Here is a 22,786-nt window from a genome sequence, read left to right as displayed (position 1 = left end):
ATTCCTCTTAACTTAATAGCCTGAGGTTCCCTTCCCTCCCTGTAATAAATGAAACCATCAAACTAACTAAAAAGTTAAACCTCAATCATCAATCTAACCGCTTTCAAAAAAAAAATCTTCAAAAAAACTTTTACAACAAAAAGATTCCCCTTATCTTTGCACTCCCTTAAACGAATAAACGGTGGTTGTAGCTCAGTTGGTTAGAGCATCAGATTGTGGTTCTGAGGGTCGAGGGTTCGAAACCCTTCAATCACCCTACTAAGCCTGGAATGTAAAATTTCAGGCTTTTTTATTTCCCTACCTTTCTCAGAACTCCTTGAATTTTATTATATTCAGTAATTATTAACCCTTCAACTTTAAGCCATGCCCAAATTCTATGTAGTATGGAACGGAAGAAAAACGGGAGTATTTAATACCTGGGAAGAATGCGAGGCTCAGATATCCGGCTTCCCAAATGGAAAATTCAAAGCTTACCCCACATTAGCTGCTGCTAACGATGCTTTCGTAAATGGAAATACACCAACCCATATTCCGTATATTGCTGAAAGCATCAGCGTGGATGCAGCATGGAATACCGAAACCAAAGACATGGAATTCAGAGCTGTTAAGACTGCCGACAAATCTCAGATCTTTCACCGGGGCCCATTTAAAGATGGAACTGTTAATATCGGAGAATTCCTTGCCATTGTACTGGCACTGGAATATTGCAGAGTAAAGGGCTTGAATAACCTGCCAATCTATTCAGATAGTACAACAGCAATGAAATGGGTCAATGACAAACAGCCTAATTCTTATGTAACCCCTACCAAAGAAAATGAAGAGTTATTAAAAATATTGGAGCTGGCAACTTCTCTTCTAAATAGTCACACCTATACGAATCCTATTTTGAAATGGAACACGCAGGAATGGGGAGAAAATCCTGCAGATTTTGGAAGAAAATAATTTTAGTACTGATTTGTTTATCAATGCATTATTTTTGCGCAAAAGCAATTTTCATCCAATGATCTTCATTCTTCCCCTGGTATCAGCCCTAATCGGCTGGCTGATTAATAAACTGGCTGTCTCATTTGCACTGAAATCTCTTGTAAAAAATCAGGCTGCTATTGCCTCCCAACTCGGTGAATTTGCAGGCAAACAAATTTCCTTTGACGCTATCAGGTCTAAACTTACGTCTCCGGAAAATATGCAAAACCTGATCCCCCTGGTAGATAAACATCTCGATAGCTTTCTAAGAGAAAGACTGCCTAAAGCCATGCCTGTATTATCTATGTTCATTGGCGACAGTATTGTTTCTCAAATAAAATCACATCTGGTTAGCGAATTAGATACATTATTTCCGGTATTGATTAATCAATATCTGAATAATATAGAACAGGATTTAAATATTCAGCAAATCATTACTTCTAAAATCAACAGCATCCCTCCTGCTACATTATCAGCTTCACTTCAAAAAAGTCTGGCTCCCCAATTAAAGCAGTTTGAAATGCTTGGAGCAGTAGGTGGATTAATCATTGGTATCATCAATTTGGTTGCATACTCACTGATACACTGTTAATTACTGTTAATTACAACATATTGTTAACTACTGTTAAGACCTCTTACCGGTCATATTTATAATAATATTCGGACTATAATTCCACTCATCACAATCACAAACCATTCATACCTCATCCCCGATACCTTTGTCATAATTGGAATAGAAAGTCCGGGTAAAAAACTATGAGGATGAAAAAACGCTACGCAGTGCTTGCAGGCTTGATCTTATTGCAAACATATGTTCATGCACAAACACAGACACCCCGCCCCCAACAGGACCGGCAGGCAACACAAGGACAACAAGGCCGTCCTAACATGCCACAAATAGGACATTTATTTGGTAAATTGTTAGATGCTCAAACCGGGAAACCCATTGAATATGCATCTGTTGCAATTCTAAAGCAAAGAGATTCTTCCGTGGTTACAGGTATGCTTACCAAACCAAATGGCGATTTCAGTCTGGAGAACCTTCCTTTCGGCCCATTGCTCGTAAGAATTAACTTTATGGGCTATACTTCTGTTTTCAAAAAAGTTACACTCACTCCCCAGGCTCTTGAACAGGATTTGGGAAATATTAAACTTCAACCTAATACCAAAACACTGCAAAGCGTAGAAGTAACCGGCCAAAAAAGTGCTTTTACGATGGGAATTGATAAAAAAGTGTTTAACGTCGACAGAAACCTTACCAGTGTTGGCGGAACAGCACAGGATGTTCTTAAAAGTGTTCCGGCAGTAAATGTAGACATCGACGGAAACGTTACTGTGCGCAACTCTTCTCCAAATATCTTTGTAGATGGCAAACCGTCTACCCTCACCCTCGACCAGATTCCGGCAGATGCTATTGAAAGTATTGAGCTGGTAACTAACCCAAGTGCTAAATACGACGCCGAAGGAATGTCCGGTATTTTGAATATTGTGCTGAAGAAAAATAAAAAAGCCGGGTTCAATGGTGCTGTAAATGCAGGTATTGGAAACAACAATAAATACAATGGTGGTGGTAATATCGCCATCCGCCAGGGAAAATGGAATGTTTTCGCCAACTATAATATCAATTCAAATCAAAACTGGTCTAACGGCACTACCAATAGAACCAACTTCCATAGTGGTACCGCAGCCGATACAAATTATCTCTTCCAACGAAGCGATGGAAATAGCAAACCTCTATTTCAATTTGGCAGGATTGGATTCGAATATTCATTAGACAATAGAAATACTATATCACTCACGCAGAATATCGGTGGTGGTGATTTCAGAAATAATGAAGATCTGCTAAGCACATTTTACGATTCCCACAAATCGATCACCGGGCAAAATGATCGTCTCAACAATAGTAAGATGAGTTTCCGCAACTATACAACTGCATTGAATTTCAGACACACCTACGCTAAACCAAATAAAGAATGGAGCGCTGATCTGAACTACAACAGAAGTAATAATAACCGGAACGGTGAATATATCACCCAACTGCAATCGCCAGCCGGAGATCCGATTGGGCAATCTATGCTTCAAAAAAACACCACTGATGGTAAAACCACTTTTATAACCGTTCAAACAGATTATACTGATCCAATCGGTAAAAACGGGAAGCTTGAACTGGGTGCAAAAGCCACTATCAGAAGAAACAGCAGCATTTATGATGTTCTGGATAAAGATACCCTGAGTGGTAACTTCATCCCCAATGCAGTGCTGTCCAATAATTATAAGTATAATGAAGAAATATATGCCGGATATGCGAATTTTGCCAATTCCATCGGCAATTTCGGATACCAGGGAGGATTAAGAGTAGAACAATATATTTACGCCGGTGAAAATGCAGGCAATAAATATAAACCTACTAAAGCCGTTCCTGGCTTCTTCCCTAGCTTATTTCTGTCTCAAAAGCTGAAACATGATCAGGAACTCCAACTGAATTATTCGAGAAGAGTAAACAGACCTAATTTCTTTCAGTTAATACCCTATCGCGATTATAGCGATCCACAAAATCAGCGGGAAGGAAATCCTAATCTGAAGCCAGAATATACCAACAGTTTTGAACTCTCATATGTAAAAAACTGGGGCGCCAACAATTTCCTGGGTAGTGTTTATTTCAGGAATACAAATAACATGATCTCTACGATCAGCACTCCAATCGGTGCAGATACTTTGCTGACGCAATTTATCAATGCCAACAGGAGCAACTCATACGGAGCCGAGTTTACCTTAAAGAATCAAATTGTTAAGAACTGGTCGCTTACCTCCAACGTAAACTTGTACCAGACCGACCTTAAGGTAAATGCAAATGGTCAGAACATTAACAACAGTGGATTCAGCTGGTTTGCTAAAATCAATTCCGAAGTGAAGCTCCCGGCTAACTTTACCTTCCAGGTAAATGGTACTTACCAGGCACCAACGATTGCACTGCCTTCCAGTGGCGGTAATGGTGGTGGTGGCCGAGGCGGCGGCGGTGGTGGTTTCAACCAGATACCATCTTCAGCACAGGGAACTATTAAAGGATTCAGTACAGTAGATGTTGCAGTGCGTAAGGATTTCCTGAAAAACAAAGCAGCATCGGTTACGCTGAGTGTTTCTGATATCTTCAATACCCGTCAGTACGAGTTAAATCAATACACTACCGCATTTTCGCAGGACTATATTCGTAAACGTGAGTCAAGAATCGTGAAGTTGAACTTTAGCTATCGCTTTGGAAAATTCGATGCTTCTCTGTTCAAGAAAAAGAAAAAAGATCAGGGATCAGATATGAATATGGGAGATCAGATGCAAGGGTTTTAATTTCTTATAAAGAAGGTGAATGCAGACCAAATGGCCGGCAAGAAGCGCTAAAATGCTCTGCCGGCCATGTTTTTTTACCTACCACTCATCATAATTAGTTAATATTTAAACCATACGCTATTACTTTTACGCTGTTGTTGTATCACGAAAATAAAGTTGCTAAGATCCACGCATGCGAAAATCTCTCACATTCCTGTTTGTGCTATTTGCTATTGTGTATAACGTTCATGCACAAACGCACCCGAACACACCTTTGAAGGTAACAGGAAAAGTTGTTGACGAAGCTACAGGTAAAGCTATAGAATACGCTTCAGTTGTATTGCTAAAACAGGAAGACTCCACAGTAGTTACAGGTGTATATACTACGCCCACCGGCTCATTTTCTTTCGATAAAGTACCTCCGGGTATATATGTTACCCGTATTACTTTTATGGGATACGATAAGCTCCAAAAAGCCATTCGTGTCACTGAAGGTAAAAGTACTTATGTAGGAATACTAAGAATGGTTGCTGCCGGCAAAGTATTGAATACCGTTGAAATCAAAGCTGAAAAACCTGCTTTCTCTATGCAAATAGATCGCCAGGTTTTTGATGCTTCCAGCATACTCAGCGCTGAAGGCGGAACAGGTACCGATATCCTTAAAAACATTCCAAGTGTAGATGTGGATATAGACGATAACGTTACCCTACGAGGTAAGAGCGTTACCATCTTCGTGGATGGGAAACCTTCCCCGTTTGGAGATGTAAAAACTGCTTTACAAATGCTTCCTGCGGAAACAATAGACAAGGTAGAAATCATCAATAACCCGTCTGCCAAATTTGATGCGAATGGAGGTGGCGGTATTATTAACATCGTACTGAAAAAGGATAAAGCTATCGGCTATAATGTGATGATAAACGGAGGTGGCGCCACCAGAGGAGAAGGTAGCGGAAGCATTAATGCCAGCCTCAGAATTCGCAGATATAATTTCTTCGGCGGCTACAATGGAAGATATGAGCAAACCAGAGGCAGCGGACTTAGTTATCGCGAAAATATGGTTAGTGATACTAACAAAACTAAATACTTCACTCAATCCAGTAAAAACGAGAATATTAATAGAAATCAAGGTGCGAGATTAGGTTTTGATTATTATCTTGATGATCATAATACTTTCACTATCTCCCAGGGAATGGGCCTTGGTAGCGGAGGAAATGACGACCATATCAATCTTGAATATTTAGATTCAGATAAAGATGCTATAAGAGAAGGAAACAGATTGAATGGTAGCAACTTTAAATGGTCGAACTACAATACCAATTTAAACTACAAACGTACTTTCAAAAAGCCCAACCGCGAATTAACCGCCTATTCTTCCTATAGTATAAGCGATAATAGTAACGGGAGCTCCTATTTTACACAGAATAAGTATATGAATATTGATACTGTTCCCAATGCCGACAAGCAACAAAATTCCGGGAATAATGGTAACAAGTTCTTTATTATTCAATCTGATTATACCTCCCCTATGGGTAAAAAAGGTAAATTGGAAGCAGGGCTAAAAACAACCTCCAGGAAAATTGATAATAACTATATAGCAGAACTTTATAACTGGGGGATGCAGGATTATGTAGTCAGCAATTTATTATCCAATAAATACAATTATAAAGAGGCGATATCGTCGGGGTATGTCAATTTTGCCAATGCAATTGGTAACCTGGGCTATCAGGTAGGTGTTAGAATAGAGCAGTCGCATCTATACGGATATTCATTTACCAGCGATACTTCTGTAAATAATCGTTTCTTTAATGTTTTCCCCAGCCTGTTTTTAAAATATAATTTACCTAAAAATCAGAATCAAAGCCTGGTATTCAACTTCTCTACGAGAATAGACCGACCAAACTTTGATCAATTGTTACCATACATCAATAATTCTGATCCACAGAACATTAGAATGGGTAATCCCGAATTACAGCCTGCCCTTTCGAAGAAATTTGAGATCAGTTATTCAGAATATTATCCTAAGAGCCGGAATTATTTTAGCATAAGCAGTTATTATTCCATCACCAATGATAATATAGACAGGTTAAGTACGTTGGATACCAAATCGGGGATCACTACTACCATGCCTGCCAACCTTGCTTCCCAGATGAACACCGGTGGAAATATATCCTATAGTATAAACTTCTTTAAATGGTGGAAAGCCTGGGCCAATTTAAATCTGGAATACAACCAGTTGAAAAGCATTTATGTAAACAGGGATAATTTAAGTTGGGGTATCAATGGTAATACTCAATTCAGGTTACCGGCTAATCTTAATATAGAGGTAAGCGGGCATGTACGTTCACCACGTATTCAGCCGCAGGGAACTTTTAAGGCAATGAACGGTGTAGATATGGGAATTCGTAAAGAGTTTATGAAAAGGGCTTTATCTGTTTCCGTAAATGTTGCAGATCTATTTAATAGTCAGCAATTCAGCTCGCACTACGAAACAGAGACGTTTATCCAGGATTATAACAGAAAGAGGATTACCAGATTTGTACGTTTGAATGTACGATACAGGTTTGGGAAAATGGACCCTAATATGTTCAAGAAAAAGAAACCTCAGGAAGAAGAAGATAAGGATAAAGACAAGGATAAAGAAGATGAAAAGGAAAAAGAAAAGCCAAAGGAAGGTAGATTGTAGCGAGCGTTGCTCGCTGGTTTCTCGCAAAGGGGCATAAGAAGCAAAGAAGCATAAGGATTGAAGCGAATGTTTTTAAGGACTTCTGATAGGTTTCTATTAAATAAAAACTTTTCAGCAATTCTTAATAACATTCGCTTCAATCCTTATGCTTCTTTGCTTCTTATGCCCCTTTGCGAGAAACAAAAGCGAGCAACGCTCGCTATTTCCTGCCGGCAAGCATAGGCACGAACGAGAAGTTGTCGAATAGCTCCTGTTCTGTTTCCGTATCGCTGACTTTAGTGATTCTCAACATCCGCTGAACATCCTGACCACCAACCGGGATGACCATTTTACCACCTACTTTTAACTGCTGCAACAATTTTTCAGGGATCTGCGGAGCAGCTGCAGTAACTAATACTTTATCGAATGGAGCATAGGTAGCCAGGCCTTCATAGCCATCTCCATAAAAGAAACGAATATTCGGATATTGTGATTTAAAGGGGAAAGTTTTTACCAGATCAAATAACTTCCGTTGTCTTTCTATGGTAAACACATTAGCCTTCAGCTCTGCCAGCACGCATGCCTGATAAGCGCTGCCAGTACCAATTTCCAGTACCTTATCATAAGGTTTTATTTCAAGCAGCTGGGTTTGATAAGCCACTGTATAAGGCTGGGAAATCGTTTGTCCTTCACCGATGGGGAAGGCCCGGTCGTCATAGGCAATACTTTCAAAAGCCGTATCCAGGAAGAAATGCCGTGGAATATTACCGATAGCTGCCAATACATTTTCATCTGTAATGCCTTTCTGCCGGATACTATCTACTAACTGTTTGCGTAATCCTTTTTGTTTATAAGTATCTTCATACCGCCTCATAGCCGCAAAATTAACTATTACCTCTGATTTTTAGTGAATTTTTGAGGAGTGCAATTTTACTCATTCATTTTTTTATTTTTACTTTACACTCCATTTCAGCATTTCTAATGCTCAAAAATTAAACCATGGATACAAACATACAGAACAAAGTAGACCAATGGCTCAACGGAAATTACGACGCTGAAACCGTTGCTGCGATAAAAAAGCTACAGGAAACTAACCCCGATGAGCTGACAGATGCCTTTTACCGTAACCTCGAATTTGGTACCGGTGGCCTTAGAGGATTAATGGGGGTAGGTACCAATCGCATGAATAAGTATACTGTAGGCATTGCTACCCAGGGTTTTGCCAATTACCTCAAAAAAGCCTTCACCGGAGAAATTAAAGTAGCACTAGCTCATGATAGCCGCAACAATGCCCGTTTCTTTGCCGAAACAGTAGCTAACGTATTTGCGGCCAACGGAATAAAAGTATTCTTATTTGAAAGTCTGCGTCCGACACCTGAGCTGTCTTTTGCTATCAGATACCTGGGATGCAATGGTGGTGTTGTACTTACAGCCTCCCATAATCCTAAGGAATACAGCGGTTATAAAGCATATTGGAACGATGGAGCCCAGTTAGTTCCCCCTCATGACAGCAATGTGATCAGAGAGGTAGAAAATATTCTTACCCCTAATGATGTGAAATGGTCTGGCGGCGAAGCAAATATTACGATTATAGGCCAGGAAATAGATGAAGCTTACCGCAAGGAAGTCTTTAACTTATCTATAAATCCTGAAATCAATAAAAAACAGCACGATCTCAAGATTGTATACACGCCTATTCATGGTACTGGTATTACCCAGGTGCCTGCTGTATTGCAGTTGTTTGGGTTTACGAACGTAAATATTGTAGAAGAACAAGCCACTCCGGATGGTAACTTCCCTACAGTTGTTTATCCAAACCCGGAAGAGTCTGAAGCCATGAGCCTTGGCCTGAAAAAAGCCAAAGAGCTGGATGCTGATATCCTATTAGGTACCGATCCGGATGCCGACAGAGTGGGAATTGCTATAAAAGACCTGAAAGGAAACTGGATCCTGCCCAACGGAAATCAAACGGGTGTATTGCTGTTCAATTATGTTGTGGAGCAACGGAAAGCCAAAGGCTTATCCAAACCTAACGATTTCATTGCTAAAACAGTAGTAACCTCCGACCTGATTGATGTATTTGCAGCCAAAAACAATACAACCTGCTATAATGTGTTGACAGGCTTTAAGTGGATTGCTGAATTAATTCATAATAAGGAATCACAAGAGAACTTTATTTGTGGGGGTGAAGAATCATATGGCTATATGATTGGTAATAAAGTTAGGGATAAAGACGCAGTATCTGCAGTTGCCATGATTTGTGAAATGGCTGCATTTGCAAGAAATGAAGGCAGATCACTGTTCGAACAACTGATCGATATCTACATTCGTTACGGTTATTATAAAGAGGACCTTCTTTCCATCACTAAAAAAGGAATGAAAGGTGCGGAAGAGATTGCAGAAATGATGCGCGGATATCGCGAAAATCCTCCCGCTACCATCAATGGTTCTCAAGTGGTTACCATTTACGATTATCAATTGCAACAAATCAAAGACCTGAAAACCGGTAATATTAAAGCACTTGATCTTCCAAAATCCAATGTGCTTCAATTTGTGTTGGAAGATGGCAGCAAAATATCTGCACGTCCTTCAGGTACAGAACCTAAGATCAAATTTTATTTCAGCGTTAATGCTCCTTTAGCAAGTGTTAATGACTACGATAAAGTGACCGCCGAACTTGATAAAAAGATCAGCGGGATCATTGAAGATATGAAGCTGAAATAGCTTTTCTCGCAGAGGCGCAAAGATTGGTATTAAGCTGCAATGTCCATTTTTAAGTAAAAAAGGATTGAAGCAAATGTGATAAGGATTTCAGATAGATTTCCATTTTAGAAAAAATTTTTCTGTAATTCATCTTAAAATTTGCTTCAATTAAAAAAACTCTTTGCATCTTAATATTATCCTTTGCGCCCTGGCGAGCAATATCAGCTGAAATAGCTTTCCTCGCAGAGGCGCAAAGATTGATATTAAGTGGCAATGTCCATTTTTAAGTAAAAAAGGATTGAAGCAAATGTGATAAGGATTTCAGATAGATTTCCATTTTAGAAAAATTTTTTCTGAAATTCATCTTAAAATTTGCTTCAATTAAAAAAACTCTTTGCTTCTTAATATTATCCTTTGCGCCCTGGCGAGCAATATCAACCGCCATCTTCTATGAAAAAATACCTGCTTCTAATAACCCTGGCGCTTTTATGCTATAGAAGCACAGCTCAGAAAAAAGAGCCTTTCTTTTCTATCCCTGATACTGTTTCACCTGGCCATATCTGGATTCTGGGTGGTGCCAGTCTTACACTTTATGGAACCAGTCTTGCCGCCCTTAATACAGCCTGGTACAAAGGTTATCCGCGTAGTAGCTTTCACTTCTTTAATGATATGAACGAATGGCTGCAAATGGATAAAGCCGGACATATTTTTACTGCCTATATAATAAGCAAGTATAACAGAGAATTATGGAAATGGTCTGGATTATCGCGTAAACAGCAAATCTGGATTGGAGGCTTCAGTGGCTTGGGATATCAGTCGGTTATTGAGATTCTTGATGGATTTTCCTCAGAATGGGGGTTCTCCTGGGGCGATATGGGTGCCAATGCTGTCGGATCTGCTCTTATGGTGAGCCAGGAACTTATCTGGAATGAACAGCGAATTCAATTAAAATTTTCGGCCCATCCCGAAAAGTATGACGATCCTTTGTTAAAAGAAAAAGCAGAAAACTTATTTGGCCCCTCTTTTTGGGAAAGAACACTAAAAGATTATAATGGTCAAACTTACTGGCTTTCTGTAAACCTGCACTCGTTTGCCCCGCAAAGCAACTGGCCCAAATGGCTGAATATTTCCGCCGGATACGGAGCTAAAGGCATGCTCGGGGGTGATAATAATATCTGGACCGATGATCATGGCATCACCAGAAATTATACCCATATAAAAAGGGTAAGACAGTTCTATCTATCGCCGGACATCGATTTTACCAAAATTAAAACCCGGAAAAAAGGCGTTAAAGTATTATTTCAGCTGCTGAATATGGTAAAGGTACCTGCTCCTGCATTGGAATTCAATTCAGAAGGGAAGGTCAAAGTACATGCACTTGCATTCTGAGATTATTCGAAATAGGCAGATATAATTTCCTCACCATCCATTTCTACCAGCACCATATCCTGCAGGGTTGTTGCCAGGGAGTAGCCAACAAAATCGACCGACAGCGGAAACGACTTGTGTTGCCTGTCGACCAATACGGCCGTTTGAATTTTCTTTGGCAGGAATTCCAGTAAAGGTTTGAGAGCATACAACATGGTGCGGCCCGAGTTGGCCACATCATCCACCACTACTATTACTTTATTATTGAAATCAATGGATTCGGATACTACAACTTCTTTAGGATGTTGTTTATCTAACCGCAATTCGATAATATGGGTTTTTAAAGGAGAGATCTGAGCTAAGATAGCAGCAATTTTATGTGCTATTATTACTCCCCTATCCCAGATACCGGCCAGAATAATTTCTGTGCCATCGCTATTCAATTCATAAATCTCATAAGCGATCCGCTCCAGTTTCTTCTGAATAATATCTTTGGTTAAAATGATGTTCCTGCTTTCCATAATTGCAAAAATAAGACTTTAGGTATTAGATCGATTTCAGATAACAGAAAAAAAATGTACCTATCTGCTTGTCGCTAAAGGCTGAAAGCTAAAAAAGGCATAAATTAGGGTGTCAAATCTGAGATAATGCATATTGTACAAGAATTACTATTTGTGATCCTGTTTGGAGTGGCAGTCTATCTGTTTACACTAAACGCCCGTCAAATCAGGAAGAACATTTTATTGGGGAGAGATAAGGATATTAGCGATCATCCGAATGAAAGGTGGAAAAATGTGTTGCTGCTGGCGTTTGGACAGAAGAAAATGTTTCGGAACCCACTGGTAGCAGTATTACACTTTTTCGTTTATGCCGGGTTTCTGATTATCAATCTTGAAATCCTTGAAATAATTCTGGATGGTGTTTTAGGAACCCATCGCCTGTTTTTACCTTTCCTGGGAGTTTCATATGCAGTGTTTATCAGTGCATTTGAGGTGCTGGCAGCATTGGTAATTCTGGGTTGTGCCATTTTCCTGATAAGAAGGAATATTCTGAAATTAAAGCGTTTTATTAGTAAGGACCTGGATGGTTGGCCACGTTCGGATGCCAATTACATCCTGATTACGGAGATAGCTTTAATGTTGCTTTTTCTTACCATGAACACTGCTGATCTGGCGTTGCAGGCAAAGGGAGCAGCACATTATCTGCCTACCGGTAATTTCCTGGTTTCAGGATTGTTTGCGCCATTGCTCAGTGGTTTTTCTGATGGAGCTTTAATGGGATTGGAGCGAACCTGCTGGTGGTTACATATTGCAGGTATACTGGCGTTTCTTAACTATCTGCCTTATTCAAAACATCTGCATATTATTCTGGCTTTTCCAAATGCTTACTTTGCAAGTCTGTTACCTAAGGGTGAGATGGAAAACATGCCGTCGGTGCAGCATGAAGTACAGCTTATGCTACAACCAGAATTAGCAGCAGCAGCCCCACCGGCCGAAAACATGCCTAAATTCGGAGCGAAAGATGTAAACGATCTAACCTGGAAAAATCTGCTGGATGCCTATAGCTGTACAGAATGTGGCAGATGTAGTGCCGCCTGCCCTGCAAATATTACGGGTAAACGCTTATCACCCCGCAAGATTATGATGGATACCCGTGACCGTGTTACAGAAGTGGGTAAAAACATCAAGGATAATAAGGGCACGTTTGTGGATGACAATAAATCGTTATTGCACGATTATATCACAGAAGAAGAATTGCGAGCCTGTACCACCTGTAATGCCTGTGTTGAGGAATGCCCGGTGAGTATCAGTCCATTGGATATCATTCTTCAGTTACGTCGTTACCTGGTGATGGAAGCTTCCAGTGCCCCGGCCGAATGGACCAATATGTTCAGCAATATTGAGAACAATATGGCACCCTGGAAATTTAGTATGGACGATCGTGATAAATGGACAGAAAGTTAATTGCAAGCAATATATATGGCAAATAATTTAAAATTTTGAGAATGCAGATTAAAACAATGGCGGAATATGCCGCAAATGGAGAAACACCTGAAGTATTGTTCTGGGTAGGTTGTTCTGGCAGCTTTGATCAGCGTGCCCAAAAAATTACCAGAGCATTTGCTACCATTCTGGAAAAGGTAGGTATCCAGTTTGCCATATTGGGAAAGGAAGAAAGTTGCACCGGTGATCCGGCCAGAAGAGCGGGAAATGAGTTTATTTTTCAAATGATGGCACAAAATAATATTCAGTTATTGAATATGTATGGTGTCAAAAAAATTGTTACTGCCTGCCCTCACTGTTTTAATATTCTTAAAAATGAGTACCCGGCACTTGGTGGTAATTATGAAGTCATTCATCATACTACTTTCCTCCAATCGTTAATAGATGAAGGAAAGATAAAAATGAAGGAAGGCGGTGCCTTTAAAGGAAAGAAAATCACGTATCACGACTCCTGTTATCTTGGTAGAGCAAATAATATTTATGAAGCACCACGAAAAGTACTGGAAGTACTGGATGCAGAATTGGTAGAAATGAAGCGTTGCCGTAGTAAAGGACTGTGCTGTGGTGCCGGTGGTGCCCAGATGTTTAAGGAAGAAGAAAAAGGCAATATCAGAATAAATGTGGAACGTGGTAAGGAAGCCGTTGAAACCGGGGCCTCGATCGTTGCTTCGAATTGCCCTTTCTGTATGACTATGCTGACAGATGGAGTGAAAGAAGTTGGGAAGGAAGATGAAGTGAAGGTGTTGGATATTGCGGAGTTGATCGCACAAAATATATAAACAAAAATCATTATGGATGGTAAACTTATATAACCATTCATAAATGCTTAGCTTTGTACCATGGATACTAAAAATTTATTCCCTGCCGGTTTTTCTCCGGAGTCAAGGGTTTGGATATATCAGAGTAACAGACCGTTCAGTGAACGTGAAGTTTTAGAAATAAATGAACAGTTGGAGCAATTCACCTCTCAATGGAATGCGCATGGAGATCCGGTAAAAGGATGGGGTGCTGTGGTGATGAACCAGGTAATTGTTTTATTGGCCGACGAATCTCAAACTACTGTAAGTGGCTGTAGCACAGATAGTTCTGTAAGGATTATTAAAAGTCTGGAGCGACAATATGAAGTAAACCTGTTCGACAGATTATTATTGGGCTTTATAGTAAACGATAAAGTACAGCTGTTACCTATGGCACAGGTTGCCTATGCATTAGAGAAGGGATATATCAATGAAAATACGATGTATCTTAACAATACTGTGCTAACAAAAGGTGAGTTGGATTCGAAATGGTTGCAGCCGTTGAAAGATAGTTGGATTGCTACCAAATTAGGCATTGGGGCTTAAGGTTAAACTTTCTGCCAATATGGCATTTTTAAAATTTTATTCCCTATTTTTGCCCTTCTAAATTTTTGTCAGGATGCTAGATTTGGATACTAAAGTGCATGATGAAAGTCGCCAGGGCGAAGCCTATGCTCCTGCGGTGGCCAGCACCCAAACATATAATAGAAAATTTTACATTGAAAGTTATGGCTGTGCTATGAATTTCAATGATAGTGAAATAGTAGCGTCGATTCTGGGAGAGCAGGGTTATGGTCCAACCCGCAATGTGGAAGAAGCCAACCTGATATTGGTAAATACCTGTTCTATCCGCGAAAAGGCAGAACAAACCGTGCGTAAACGTCTTACTGAATTCAAACGCTATAAGAAGAATATACCTGGTATGCTGGTTGGCGTATTGGGTTGTATGGCAGAAAGATTGAAAGGCCAGTTGCTGGAAGAAGAGAAACTGGTAGATATAGTTGTAGGCCCCGATGCTTACAGAAGTTTACCAGCTCTTATTGCTGAAGCAGAAACCGGTCAGAAATCTGTAAATGTATTATTAAGCAGAGAGGAAACATATGGGGATATTAGTCCGGTCAGACTGGATAATAACGGTATTACCTCCTTCGTATCTATTATGCGGGGATGTAATAATATGTGTACCTTCTGTGTAGTACCGTTTACCCGTGGCCGTGAGAGAAGCAGAGATGCTCATTCTATTGTCAGGGAAGCGGCAGAATTATTTAATAACGGGTACAAGGAAGTTACCTTACTCGGACAGAATGTTGACTCCTACCACTGGGTTAATGATAATGGCAGTGAAACAATCACTTTTGCCAGGTTGCTCGAAATGGTAGCGCAGATTGATCCGATGTTAAGAGTACGCTTCAGTACCTCCCATCCTAAAGACATAACAGATGAAGTACTTTTTGTAATGAAAAAGTATGAGAACATCTGTAATTATATTCACTTACCTGTTCAAAGTGGCAATACTCGTATACTGCAACTGATGAACAGAACATATACCCGTGAGTGGTATATTAAAAAAGTGGATCGTATTCGTGAAATTCTGCCAGACTGTGGTATTTCTACTGATGTTATAACCGGCTTCTGTACCGAAACTGAAGAAGAACATCAGGATACCCTTAGCTTGATGGAATATGTACATTACGATCTTGCTTATATGTATTTCTATTCCGAACGTCCCGGCACCCTGGCAGCAAGAAGATACCAGGATGATATTCCGGAGGAAGTGAAGAAGAGAAGATTAGCTGAAATAGTTGAACTGTACCGCCGCCATTCTCAGGAAAGTATGGAGAAAGAGGTCGGCAAAACCTTTAAAGTACTGGTAGAAGGCCCTTCTAAAAGATCTGCTGATCAATTATTTGGCCGCAACGATCAAAATAAAGCCATTATCTTTCCGAAAGAACATTATAAGAAAGGAGATTATGTAATGGTAAAAGTAGATAGCTGCACTTCCGGTACCTTGTTAGGAAAAGCAGTTGAATAGTACTTTTAAATTTTGATTATGGACATACAGGCTATAAAAAACAGGTTTGGCATTATTGGTAATAGTCCTGCTCTGAACTATGCTTTACAAGTGGCTGTGCAAGTGGCTAATACAGATCTTACTGTGTTGATCAATGGAGAAAGTGGAGTTGGTAAAGAAGTATTTTCACAAATTATTCATGCGTTAAGTGCGCGTAAGCATAATCCTTTTATAGCTGTAAACTGCGGTGCTATTCCGGAAGGAACGATCGATTCAGAACTATTCGGGCATGAAAAAGGTTCCTTTACCGGTGCAGTTGATAGCCGTAAAGGCTATTTCGAAACCGTAAACGGAGGTACTATCTTCCTGGATGAAATCGGCGAAATGCCAATGGGAACCCAGGCACGTCTGTTAAGGGTTTTAGAAACCGGTGAATATATCAGAGTAGGTTCTTCCAAAGTACAAAAAACAGATGTCAGAGTGGTTGCTGCAACCAACAGAGATCTCCTTGAACGCACCCAACAGGGAAAATTCCGGGAAGACCTCTACTATCGTCTGAATACCGTACCAATCAGGGTTCCGGCACTGCGCGACAGAAAGGAAGATATTCCTTTACTGTTCAGAAAATTCTCTGTCGATTTTTCCGAAAAATATAAGACTCCTTCCATCCAACTCGATGAAGAAGCCAGAAATATCCTGGTAAATTATCCATGGAGAGGAAATATCCGTGAGCTTAAAAATATTGCCGAACAAATTTCAGTATTGGCAACCGATAAGCTAATCACGGCAAATGATCTGAGACGCTTTTTACCCGAACAACCGGAAGTTAACCGTTTGCCAATGTTAGCGGCCCCTGCTCAACAACAGGGGGGCGACTTTGCCAGCGAAAGAGATATTCTCTATAAGCTGTTCTTCGATATGAAGAAAGATGTTACAGAGGTTAAAAAAATGTTCTTCGACATTTTGCAAAATCCGAATGTCGCTCATTCAGCAGATTTTCATCCCGATAATCATATCCTGCACAACTACAATACAGCTCCGGAAATGGTAACACCTAACCCGGCTATAACTTCTACCCAACCGATCATCTTAGCTGATAATAAAATAGATCATCACGAAGAAGTAGAGGAAACATTGTCGATTGCCGACAAGGAAAAGGAACTGATTGTAAAAGCACTGAAAAAACATAAAGGGAAACGTAAAGATGCAGCGCTGGATTTGGGAATTTCCGAACGTACCCTTTATCGCAAACTGAAAGAATATAACATTGCCGAATAAACGAATTTATCAATGATTCAATATATAAAAACATTTGTCGTTTTTGCCCTGATGGCTGTAATGACTGGCTGTTCTGTCCACTACTCCACTACCGGAGCAAGTATTGAGCCCGATGCCAAAACTGTGAATGTTCGCTTCATCATCAACAAAGCACCGATCAATAATCCAACGCTGAGCCAGAAAATCACGCAGAAACTGAGAGATAAAGTTACCTCTCAAACCAGGCTGGTTTTGGTTCCTGAAACTGAGCCTAAAGCCGATTATGAGTTCAGAGGTACGATTACCGGATATTCATTCAGTAATGCGGCCGTAACGGACGTTGACAAGCCTACACAATCCAGGTTGACAGTTACCGTAAACGTTGTTTTCATTAAACGGGTTGGTGATAAAAAAGGCTGGACACAATCTTTCAGCCGGTCGGCCGAGTTCAACGCCAACAGAATGCCTAACAGCGTAGAAAATACATTATTAGATGATCCGTTAATTCCGGGAATTACCGACGATATATTTAACCGGGCTTTTGCTAACTGGTAATTAATCCTTTTTTTACTACATTAGCAATCTATGATGGCAAATCGGATTATCGCACACGTATTCCTGCAACCTTCCCTCCATCAAGTTGATGAAAACCAGATGGAAAAATTGCTCCAGGAATACCCCTATTTTTCGGCAGCCCGGCTGTTGCTGGCCAGAAAGGTATATCAGCAAACCGGCGACCTGCAACACAGCGCCATCAAACAAGCACTATTATATACCAATCAGCCTCACTATGCTTATCACCTGATTATGGAAGAACAGATCCTGCAACAAGTAGAAGATCGTGTTGCTCCCATTATTCCGGAGGATAGTTTGCCAACTGATAACAATACTGAAGCATCTGCTGAATATCCTTTAGATCCCGCCATTGCAGCCCAATCGCCCGAGCGAACTGCAATCCCGGTTGATACATTACCGGAACCAGATGTCTTTGGTTCTAATACAGCCTCCGAGGAATCAGTTTTTGAATCCAATATTACAGAGGAACCGGTAGCTGAAACCAAGGCAGAGCAGTTTGTGGAGGAGTCAGTTTTCGAATCCAATATTACAGAGGAACCAGTAGCTGAAACCAAGGCGGAGCAGTTTGTGCAGGAATCAGTTTTTGAATCCAGTAGTACAGAGGAACCAGTAGCTGAAACCAAGGTGGAGGAATCAGTTTTCGAATCCAGTAGTACAGAGGAACCAGTAGCTGATCATTTGGAAGCTGTACCCGCATCAAACAATACGGAACAACTTGCATCCGAAATCAATGAAGAGCATTTGATCTCCGAACATAGTGTGAGCTCAACTATCGATGAACTGCCAGTTATAGAAGAAGAACTTTTAGTTGCTAAACAGGAACCGGCAGCGCATAGCGTTGAAGAGTTTCTTTTTTCTGAAGCCATCGCAAATACAAAAATCACAGAGGAATCCAGCATTGCAGAACCTGAAATTCCTTCAGCTATACTTTCTGAATCAGCAACTACCGACAACCTGGAGCCTTTAGTGACCGAGCAAAGTCTCGAAGAAGCCGTGATTCCGGTAGATGCACTTCCAGAAGCATTTGTACCTATGGCTGATCCGGAACCACTTTTGCATACAGAAACTATTCAGGATGCTGAAAAGCTCTCTCCTGTTTCTGATGACGCACTGGATGCCTATGTAGAAGAAGCAAGAAGTGAGCAGGAAGAAAAAATCAGTATAACAGTTACCCCGCCATCAGAAGTATTACCGGTTTTTCTGGCTTCATCATGGGTGGGTAAAGAAGAAACACCGGAAGATACCAGTTCTGTTACAGAATCATTGAATGATCTGGACAGTGAAGTACATCAGGCTGCGAAAAATGAAGAAACTCCATTTTCTTTGGGTGGTATTAAGATTTTCCCGTTGGCTATGCCGGAAACGGAAGAAACAGAACTTACCTTCCAGCCTTTATATACAGATGATTATTTTGCATATAAACGCCTGAAAAATCCTGAAGAAGCAGATGAACTGAATGCACAGGGGGCTGCGGAAATGAGAAGTTTCACTTCCTGGCTGCGACGGATGAAAGAGGATTTTGCAGCCAAAGGCAGCAAAGATTGGTATCAGCAACAGTTACATAAGATCTACGAAGAAGATGAAGTTCCAGAAATTTCTGAAACCGTAGAAAAAATGGCTGTCAATTCCCTGACCTTTAATAACGATATTGTTTCTGAAACACTTGCGGAAATTTGGGTCAAACAACGGCAATATGACAATGCCATTAAGATATATCAAAAATTAAGTTTGCTTAATCCCGACAAAAACGCTTATTTTGCGCAAAAGATATTAGAATTAAAGTCACTAACAGACAAAAATAAATAGTAATCTATGTTAATAATTTTCGGTATCCTGATCATTTTAGCCTGTGTGTTGTTAGGCTTCTTTGTGCTGATTCAGAACCCAAAAGGTGGCGGTTTATCCGGTAACCTCGGTGGTGTTGGTAATCAGGTGATTGGGGTGCGTCAGACTACAGACGTATTGGAAAAAGGTACCTGGGTACTTGCTGCTATTATTGCTGTTTTAAGCCTTACTTCTCCGTTTTTCATCGGTAAAGGTGGTAAAACTCAAACTTTAGCTCCATCTGCAATTGAAAGAGCTGCTGGTAGCCAACAAGCTCCGCAAGCTCCTCCTGCAAACCTGCCTGCTCCGGGTGGCCAGCCTGCTCCGCAAACTCCTAAGAATTAATAAAAATCTTTTTTATTTATAGTAAAACCTCGCCGTGAAAACGCGAGGTTTTTTTAATGGAGAGTGTTTTATTGGAAAACCTTATTAAATGCCACTTTACGCTATAGATCTATGGCAAAGAAAAAAAGTAAAAAAGCTAGTTCCTCCAATCCCTGGATTAAAAGAACAATAGTTATTGTCTGCTGCCTTTTAGCAGGCATATTGGTCTATACTTCCTATCGCGTCTTCGGACCGAATACCGAGGCTTTTGGAGATAATAAGTACTTCTATATCCGCACAAACAGCACCTATAAAGATGTACTGGAAGGGTTGGAAACTCAGGGCATCATACGCAGCCGCTCCAGTTTCGATTGGGTAGCCAAGCGGATGGATTATCCTACTCATGTAAAAGCCGGCAGATATAAAATTCACAGCGGCATGAGCAGTTTCGAGCTTGCTAAATTACTCCGAGCGGGTAAACAGGCCCCTGTTAATCTGGTTATTACCAAACTTCGCACAAAAGAGGACTTTATAAAGAAAATAAGCAGCAACCTGGAAGCAGATTCCAACGTTTTACGCTCCCTGATGCAGGACCCGGTTTATCTGCGCCAATTTGGACTGGATACTAATACCGTAATGTGTGCTGTGCTGCCTAATACCTATGAGTTTTACTGGAATACCGGTGCTGAAGCGGCTTTCAAGAAAATAGAAAAAGCCAGGGATGCCTATTGGACAGACGAACGTAAACAACAGGCGGCGCATCTTGGACTATCTATTAACGATGTAACAATACTGGCATCTATAGTAGAAGAAGAAACCAATAAAAACGATGAGAAGCCACTAATAGCCAGTGTATATCTAAACCGTTATCGTAAAGGAATGCGTTTACAGGCCGATCCTACCGTTAAATTTGCACTGCAGGACTTCGGACTAAAAAGAATCAGAGAAAGTCATACTCTATTTGATTCTCCTTATAATACCTATCGTTATTCAGGTTTGCCGCCGGGACCGATCTGTACTCCTTCCGAAAAAACTTTAAATGCCGTTTTGAATACACCGGAAACAGATTACCTGTATTTTTGCGCCAGAGCCGATTTTTCTGGTTATCATGCCTTTGCAGCTACTTATGCAGAGCATCTCGAAAATGCGAGGAAATATCAGGCAGAATTAAACAAAAGAGGATTCTAATTTAAATATATAACAGCACCTTGGCATTTAAACCCGAGAACATCATATTCAACTCAAAACCCTACCGAAGACTGGTAGAAAGAAGTAAATCCCTATTCCTGCCAGGATTTGAGGGTTTGCCATTATATGATGTTCTCAAGCACTTCGGGCAGGAGGTTAAAAACCGGGGGTTGGGCGACCGTGCAAGGGCTATTTCTTTTAACTTCCTGTTGGCGATTCCGCCTTTCTTTATCTTCCTCTTTACTTTAGTTCCTTTTGTACCTGTAAAGAATATAGAGCCAACCCTATACGATCTGGCACATGATCTTACTCCCAATTACAACACCTACATGATTGTGCGTGGAATGATTCACGATTTCCTGTATACACATAGAAATGGATTATTGTCGATTGCCTTTGTAATGGGATATTTCTATTCCTCCAATGGTGTGATGGGAATTTTGCGCTCTTTCGCCAAAATTCAGGGTGCTGGCTTTCGCAAAAGAAAATGGTGGCAGAATCGATTAATCGCCTTGCAGTTGACCGCCATCCTTGTATTGCTATTATTGGTTACTGTTGCCCTGATTGTTGCCCAGGGAGCCACTTTACGCTGGATCTTCAATATAGTGGGCATCAGGAGCGAATGGCTTAGAAACATCATAGACGTTGCACGCTGGGTACTTATCGTGATCATGTTTTATTCTGCCAATGCCCTCTTATACCGGATTGGCGCTGCTACTACCCGCAAATGGAAATTTATCACTGCCGGTGCTGCCATTGCTACTATTGGAATGATCCTGGTTACCATCGGCTTTTCATGGTTTGTTAACAATTTTGGGAACTATAATAAAATCTACGGCTCAATTGGTACGATTCTGGTATTAATGCTTTGGATATTTTTTAATTCATTCTTATTACTAGTAGGATTCGAAATAAATGCCAGCATTAGAGCGTTAAAAGATCCAAGACAAGATTAAATTGTTTAGCTTAAATTCCTTATTCCATCAAAATCAATCAACTATCTTTAAACACAAACAATACTTTATAAAAATTTTTATTTTATTATTTTTGTATATATCTTACTAGATTATTTGCTGGCCCGAAAAAATAAATATTACTGTCGCATAAATTAATTTTAGTCAGGACCTGAAAACTATCTGTTATGATAAAGGCCTTTTATTTATCCTGCTGTACATTATTTCTTTCTGCTAATCTCCCTAATCCGGATGCAGCATTGGAAATTGGAGCTCAGATACCTAAAGCTGAACTTACGTGGCAAGATATCTCCGGAAAAGAAATCTCATTAAACTCCGCTAAAGGCAAGAATGGGCTACTTGTTATTTTTGGTGGAAATCAATGTCCATATATGATTCGTAACCAGGAACGAATTAAACAATTATGCGTTTCTGCATCAAAGAATAATATTGGTGTTGTAATGATCAATTCAAATGAAGCAACAAGAGGCGAAGGCGAATCGATGCCTGCAATGAAAGAATTAGCTGCAAAAATGCAATTCAGCTGTTACTATGTGATGGATAAAAATGCAGCATTAGCCGATGCTTTTGATGCGAATCATACGCCCGAATGTTTTCTATTCGATAAAAACGGGAAACTAACTTATAAAGGAGGAATTGATGATAGCCCGGGAAATGCTGAAACAGTAAAGGTACGTTTACTTCAGAATGCCATCAATGAAATGCTGGCTGGTAAACCTGTTACCGTGAGTTCTTCCAATAGTTTAGGTTGTAATATCAGAAGAAGATTATAGCTCGCGGGCTCGCTTGTTGCTCGCAAAGAAGCAGAGATTAAT

The 22,786-nt window shown here is 40.3% G+C and carries 19 protein-coding genes and 1 tRNA gene; 18 read left to right on the top strand and 2 right to left on the bottom strand.

Annotation, left to right across the window (positions count from 1 at the left end):
• The first annotated feature begins 181 nt into the window (after window positions 1–181).
• The 5 genes from DVR12_RS00435 to DVR12_RS00415 all read left to right on the top strand — a co-directional run bounded on the left by DVR12_RS00435 (window position 182) and on the right by DVR12_RS00415 (window position 6,967).
• A tRNA-His gene (locus tag DVR12_RS00435) sits at window positions 182–255 on the top strand.
• Between the two features lie 108 nt (window positions 256–363).
• Window positions 364–942, top strand: a complete 579-nt coding sequence (locus tag DVR12_RS00430) for a ribonuclease H1 domain-containing protein (protein ID WP_116973486.1) — start codon at window positions 364–366, stop codon at window positions 940–942.
• A gap of 58 nt (window positions 943–1,000) precedes the next feature.
• On the top strand, window positions 1,001–1,555 hold the full coding sequence (locus tag DVR12_RS00425; RefSeq protein ID WP_147323388.1) for a DUF445 domain-containing protein: 555 nt from the start codon (window positions 1,001–1,003) through the stop codon (window positions 1,553–1,555).
• A 170-nt stretch (window positions 1,556–1,725) separates the two neighbouring features.
• Window positions 1,726–4,305, top strand: a complete 2,580-nt coding sequence (locus DVR12_RS00420; RefSeq protein ID WP_158563168.1) for an outer membrane beta-barrel family protein — start codon at window positions 1,726–1,728, stop codon at window positions 4,303–4,305.
• Window positions 4,306–4,477: 172 nt separating this feature from the next.
• Entirely contained in the window at window positions 4,478–6,967 is a 2,490-nt protein-coding gene (locus DVR12_RS00415; protein WP_116973483.1) for a TonB-dependent receptor, read from the top strand.
• 199 nt (window positions 6,968–7,166) lie between these two features.
• Here the strand turns inward: DVR12_RS00415 and DVR12_RS00410 are convergent, their stop codons facing one another.
• Entirely contained in the window at window positions 7,167–7,820 is a 654-nt protein-coding gene (locus DVR12_RS00410) for a protein-L-isoaspartate(D-aspartate) O-methyltransferase (RefSeq protein ID WP_116973482.1), read from the bottom strand.
• A gap of 125 nt (window positions 7,821–7,945) precedes the next feature.
• On the opposite strand from DVR12_RS00410, the gene DVR12_RS00405 reads away from it, so the two are divergent.
• A complete protein-coding gene (locus DVR12_RS00405) occupies window positions 7,946–9,670 on the top strand; it encodes a phospho-sugar mutase (protein WP_116973481.1) in 1,725 nt (574 codons plus the stop codon).
• Window positions 9,671–10,099: 429 nt separating this feature from the next.
• Entirely contained in the window at window positions 10,100–11,038 is a 939-nt protein-coding gene (locus DVR12_RS00395) for a DUF2279 domain-containing protein (protein WP_116973479.1), read from the top strand.
• 2 nt (window positions 11,039–11,040) lie between these two features.
• On the opposite strand, the gene DVR12_RS00390 is transcribed toward DVR12_RS00395, so the two are convergent.
• Window positions 11,041–11,538 carry a phosphoribosyltransferase family protein gene (locus tag DVR12_RS00390; protein ID WP_116973478.1) on the bottom strand — a complete coding sequence of 166 codons (498 nt, stop codon included), beginning with the start codon at window positions 11,536–11,538 and terminating at the stop codon, window positions 11,041–11,043.
• Between the two features lie 126 nt (window positions 11,539–11,664).
• On the opposite strand from DVR12_RS00390, the gene DVR12_RS00385 reads away from it, so the two are divergent.
• The 11 genes from DVR12_RS00385 to DVR12_RS00335 all read left to right on the top strand — a co-directional run bounded on the left by DVR12_RS00385 (window position 11,665) and on the right by DVR12_RS00335 (window position 22,744).
• Entirely contained in the window at window positions 11,665–12,981 is a 1,317-nt protein-coding gene (locus DVR12_RS00385; RefSeq protein WP_116973477.1) for a (Fe-S)-binding protein, read from the top strand.
• 41 nt (window positions 12,982–13,022) lie between these two features.
• On the top strand, window positions 13,023–13,799 hold the full coding sequence (locus tag DVR12_RS00380) for a (Fe-S)-binding protein (protein ID WP_116973476.1): 777 nt from the start codon (window positions 13,023–13,025) through the stop codon (window positions 13,797–13,799).
• Window positions 13,800–13,859: 60 nt separating this feature from the next.
• A complete protein-coding gene (locus DVR12_RS00375) occupies window positions 13,860–14,363 on the top strand; it encodes a hypothetical protein (RefSeq protein WP_116973475.1) in 504 nt (167 codons plus the stop codon).
• Window positions 14,364–14,436: 73 nt separating this feature from the next.
• Window positions 14,437–15,849 (top strand): tRNA (N6-isopentenyl adenosine(37)-C2)-methylthiotransferase MiaB, encoded by a 1,413-nt coding sequence (gene miaB / locus DVR12_RS00370; protein WP_116973474.1) that lies wholly within the window; start codon window positions 14,437–14,439, stop codon window positions 15,847–15,849.
• A gap of 18 nt (window positions 15,850–15,867) precedes the next feature.
• Window positions 15,868–17,106: a sigma-54 interaction domain-containing protein gene (locus DVR12_RS00365; protein ID WP_116973473.1), complete on the top strand. Its 1,239-nt coding sequence runs from the start codon at window positions 15,868–15,870 to the stop codon at window positions 17,104–17,106.
• A gap of 12 nt (window positions 17,107–17,118) precedes the next feature.
• Entirely contained in the window at window positions 17,119–17,640 is a 522-nt protein-coding gene (gene lptE, locus DVR12_RS00360) for an LPS assembly lipoprotein LptE (protein WP_116973472.1), read from the top strand.
• A gap of 30 nt (window positions 17,641–17,670) precedes the next feature.
• Window positions 17,671–19,467 carry a hypothetical protein gene (locus tag DVR12_RS00355; protein WP_116973471.1) on the top strand — a complete coding sequence of 599 codons (1,797 nt, stop codon included), beginning with the start codon at window positions 17,671–17,673 and terminating at the stop codon, window positions 19,465–19,467.
• A gap of 6 nt (window positions 19,468–19,473) precedes the next feature.
• Window positions 19,474–19,830, top strand: a complete 357-nt coding sequence (secG, locus tag DVR12_RS00350) for a preprotein translocase subunit SecG (protein WP_116973470.1) — start codon at window positions 19,474–19,476, stop codon at window positions 19,828–19,830.
• A gap of 111 nt (window positions 19,831–19,941) precedes the next feature.
• On the top strand, window positions 19,942–20,997 hold the full coding sequence (mltG, locus tag DVR12_RS00345; protein WP_116973469.1) for an endolytic transglycosylase MltG: 1,056 nt from the start codon (window positions 19,942–19,944) through the stop codon (window positions 20,995–20,997).
• A gap of 20 nt (window positions 20,998–21,017) precedes the next feature.
• On the top strand, window positions 21,018–21,953 hold the full coding sequence (locus DVR12_RS00340) for a YihY/virulence factor BrkB family protein (RefSeq protein ID WP_158563167.1): 936 nt from the start codon (window positions 21,018–21,020) through the stop codon (window positions 21,951–21,953).
• 185 nt (window positions 21,954–22,138) lie between these two features.
• Window positions 22,139–22,744, top strand: coding sequence for a redoxin domain-containing protein (locus DVR12_RS00335; protein WP_116973467.1), 606 nt, complete (start codon window positions 22,139–22,141; stop codon window positions 22,742–22,744).
• Window positions 22,745–22,786: the final 42 nt, after the last annotated feature.

Origin of the sequence: Chitinophaga silvatica (assembly GCF_003419895.1) — a bacterium.
Lineage (GTDB): Bacteria > Bacteroidota > Bacteroidia > Chitinophagales > Chitinophagaceae > Chitinophaga > Chitinophaga silvatica.
The sequence above is the reverse complement of the archived record's forward strand: the minus strand, read 5'-3'. Positions and strand labels throughout refer to the sequence as shown.

What these genes read in the sequence shown, in the direction of transcription:
- DVR12_RS00430 (WP_116973486.1), top strand. Translation starts at nt 364, where the DNA reads ATGCCCAAATTCTATGTAGTATGGAACGGAAGAAAAACGGGAGTATTT.
- DVR12_RS00415 (WP_116973483.1), top strand. Translation starts at nt 4,478, where the DNA reads ATGCGAAAATCTCTCACATTCCTGTTTGTGCTATTTGCTATTGTGTAT.
- DVR12_RS00365 (WP_116973473.1), top strand. Translation starts at nt 15,868, where the DNA reads ATGGACATACAGGCTATAAAAAACAGGTTTGGCATTATTGGTAATAGT.
- DVR12_RS00335 (WP_116973467.1), top strand. Translation starts at nt 22,139, where the DNA reads ATGATAAAGGCCTTTTATTTATCCTGCTGTACATTATTTCTTTCTGCT.
- miaB (WP_116973474.1), top strand. Translation starts at nt 14,437, where the DNA reads ATGCTAGATTTGGATACTAAAGTGCATGATGAAAGTCGCCAGGGCGAA.
- DVR12_RS00425 (WP_147323388.1), top strand. Translation starts at nt 1,001, where the DNA reads ATGATCTTCATTCTTCCCCTGGTATCAGCCCTAATCGGCTGGCTGATT.
- DVR12_RS00385 (WP_116973477.1), top strand. Translation starts at nt 11,665, where the DNA reads ATGCATATTGTACAAGAATTACTATTTGTGATCCTGTTTGGAGTGGCA.
- DVR12_RS00390 (WP_116973478.1), bottom strand. Translation starts at nt 11,538, where the DNA reads ATGGAAAGCAGGAACATCATTTTAACCAAAGATATTATTCAGAAGAAA.
- DVR12_RS00380 (WP_116973476.1), top strand. Translation starts at nt 13,023, where the DNA reads ATGCAGATTAAAACAATGGCGGAATATGCCGCAAATGGAGAAACACCT.
- mltG (WP_116973469.1), top strand. Translation starts at nt 19,942, where the DNA reads ATGGCAAAGAAAAAAAGTAAAAAAGCTAGTTCCTCCAATCCCTGGATT.
- DVR12_RS00405 (WP_116973481.1), top strand. Translation starts at nt 7,946, where the DNA reads ATGGATACAAACATACAGAACAAAGTAGACCAATGGCTCAACGGAAAT.
- DVR12_RS00410 (WP_116973482.1), bottom strand. Translation starts at nt 7,820, where the DNA reads ATGAGGCGGTATGAAGATACTTATAAACAAAAAGGATTACGCAAACAG.
- lptE (WP_116973472.1), top strand. Translation starts at nt 17,119, where the DNA reads ATGATTCAATATATAAAAACATTTGTCGTTTTTGCCCTGATGGCTGTA.
- DVR12_RS00395 (WP_116973479.1), top strand. Translation starts at nt 10,100, where the DNA reads ATGAAAAAATACCTGCTTCTAATAACCCTGGCGCTTTTATGCTATAGA.
- secG (WP_116973470.1), top strand. Translation starts at nt 19,474, where the DNA reads ATGTTAATAATTTTCGGTATCCTGATCATTTTAGCCTGTGTGTTGTTA.
- DVR12_RS00420 (WP_158563168.1), top strand. Translation starts at nt 1,726, where the DNA reads ATGAAAAAACGCTACGCAGTGCTTGCAGGCTTGATCTTATTGCAAACA.
- DVR12_RS00375 (WP_116973475.1), top strand. Translation starts at nt 13,860, where the DNA reads ATGGATACTAAAAATTTATTCCCTGCCGGTTTTTCTCCGGAGTCAAGG.
- DVR12_RS00355 (WP_116973471.1), top strand. Translation starts at nt 17,671, where the DNA reads ATGATGGCAAATCGGATTATCGCACACGTATTCCTGCAACCTTCCCTC.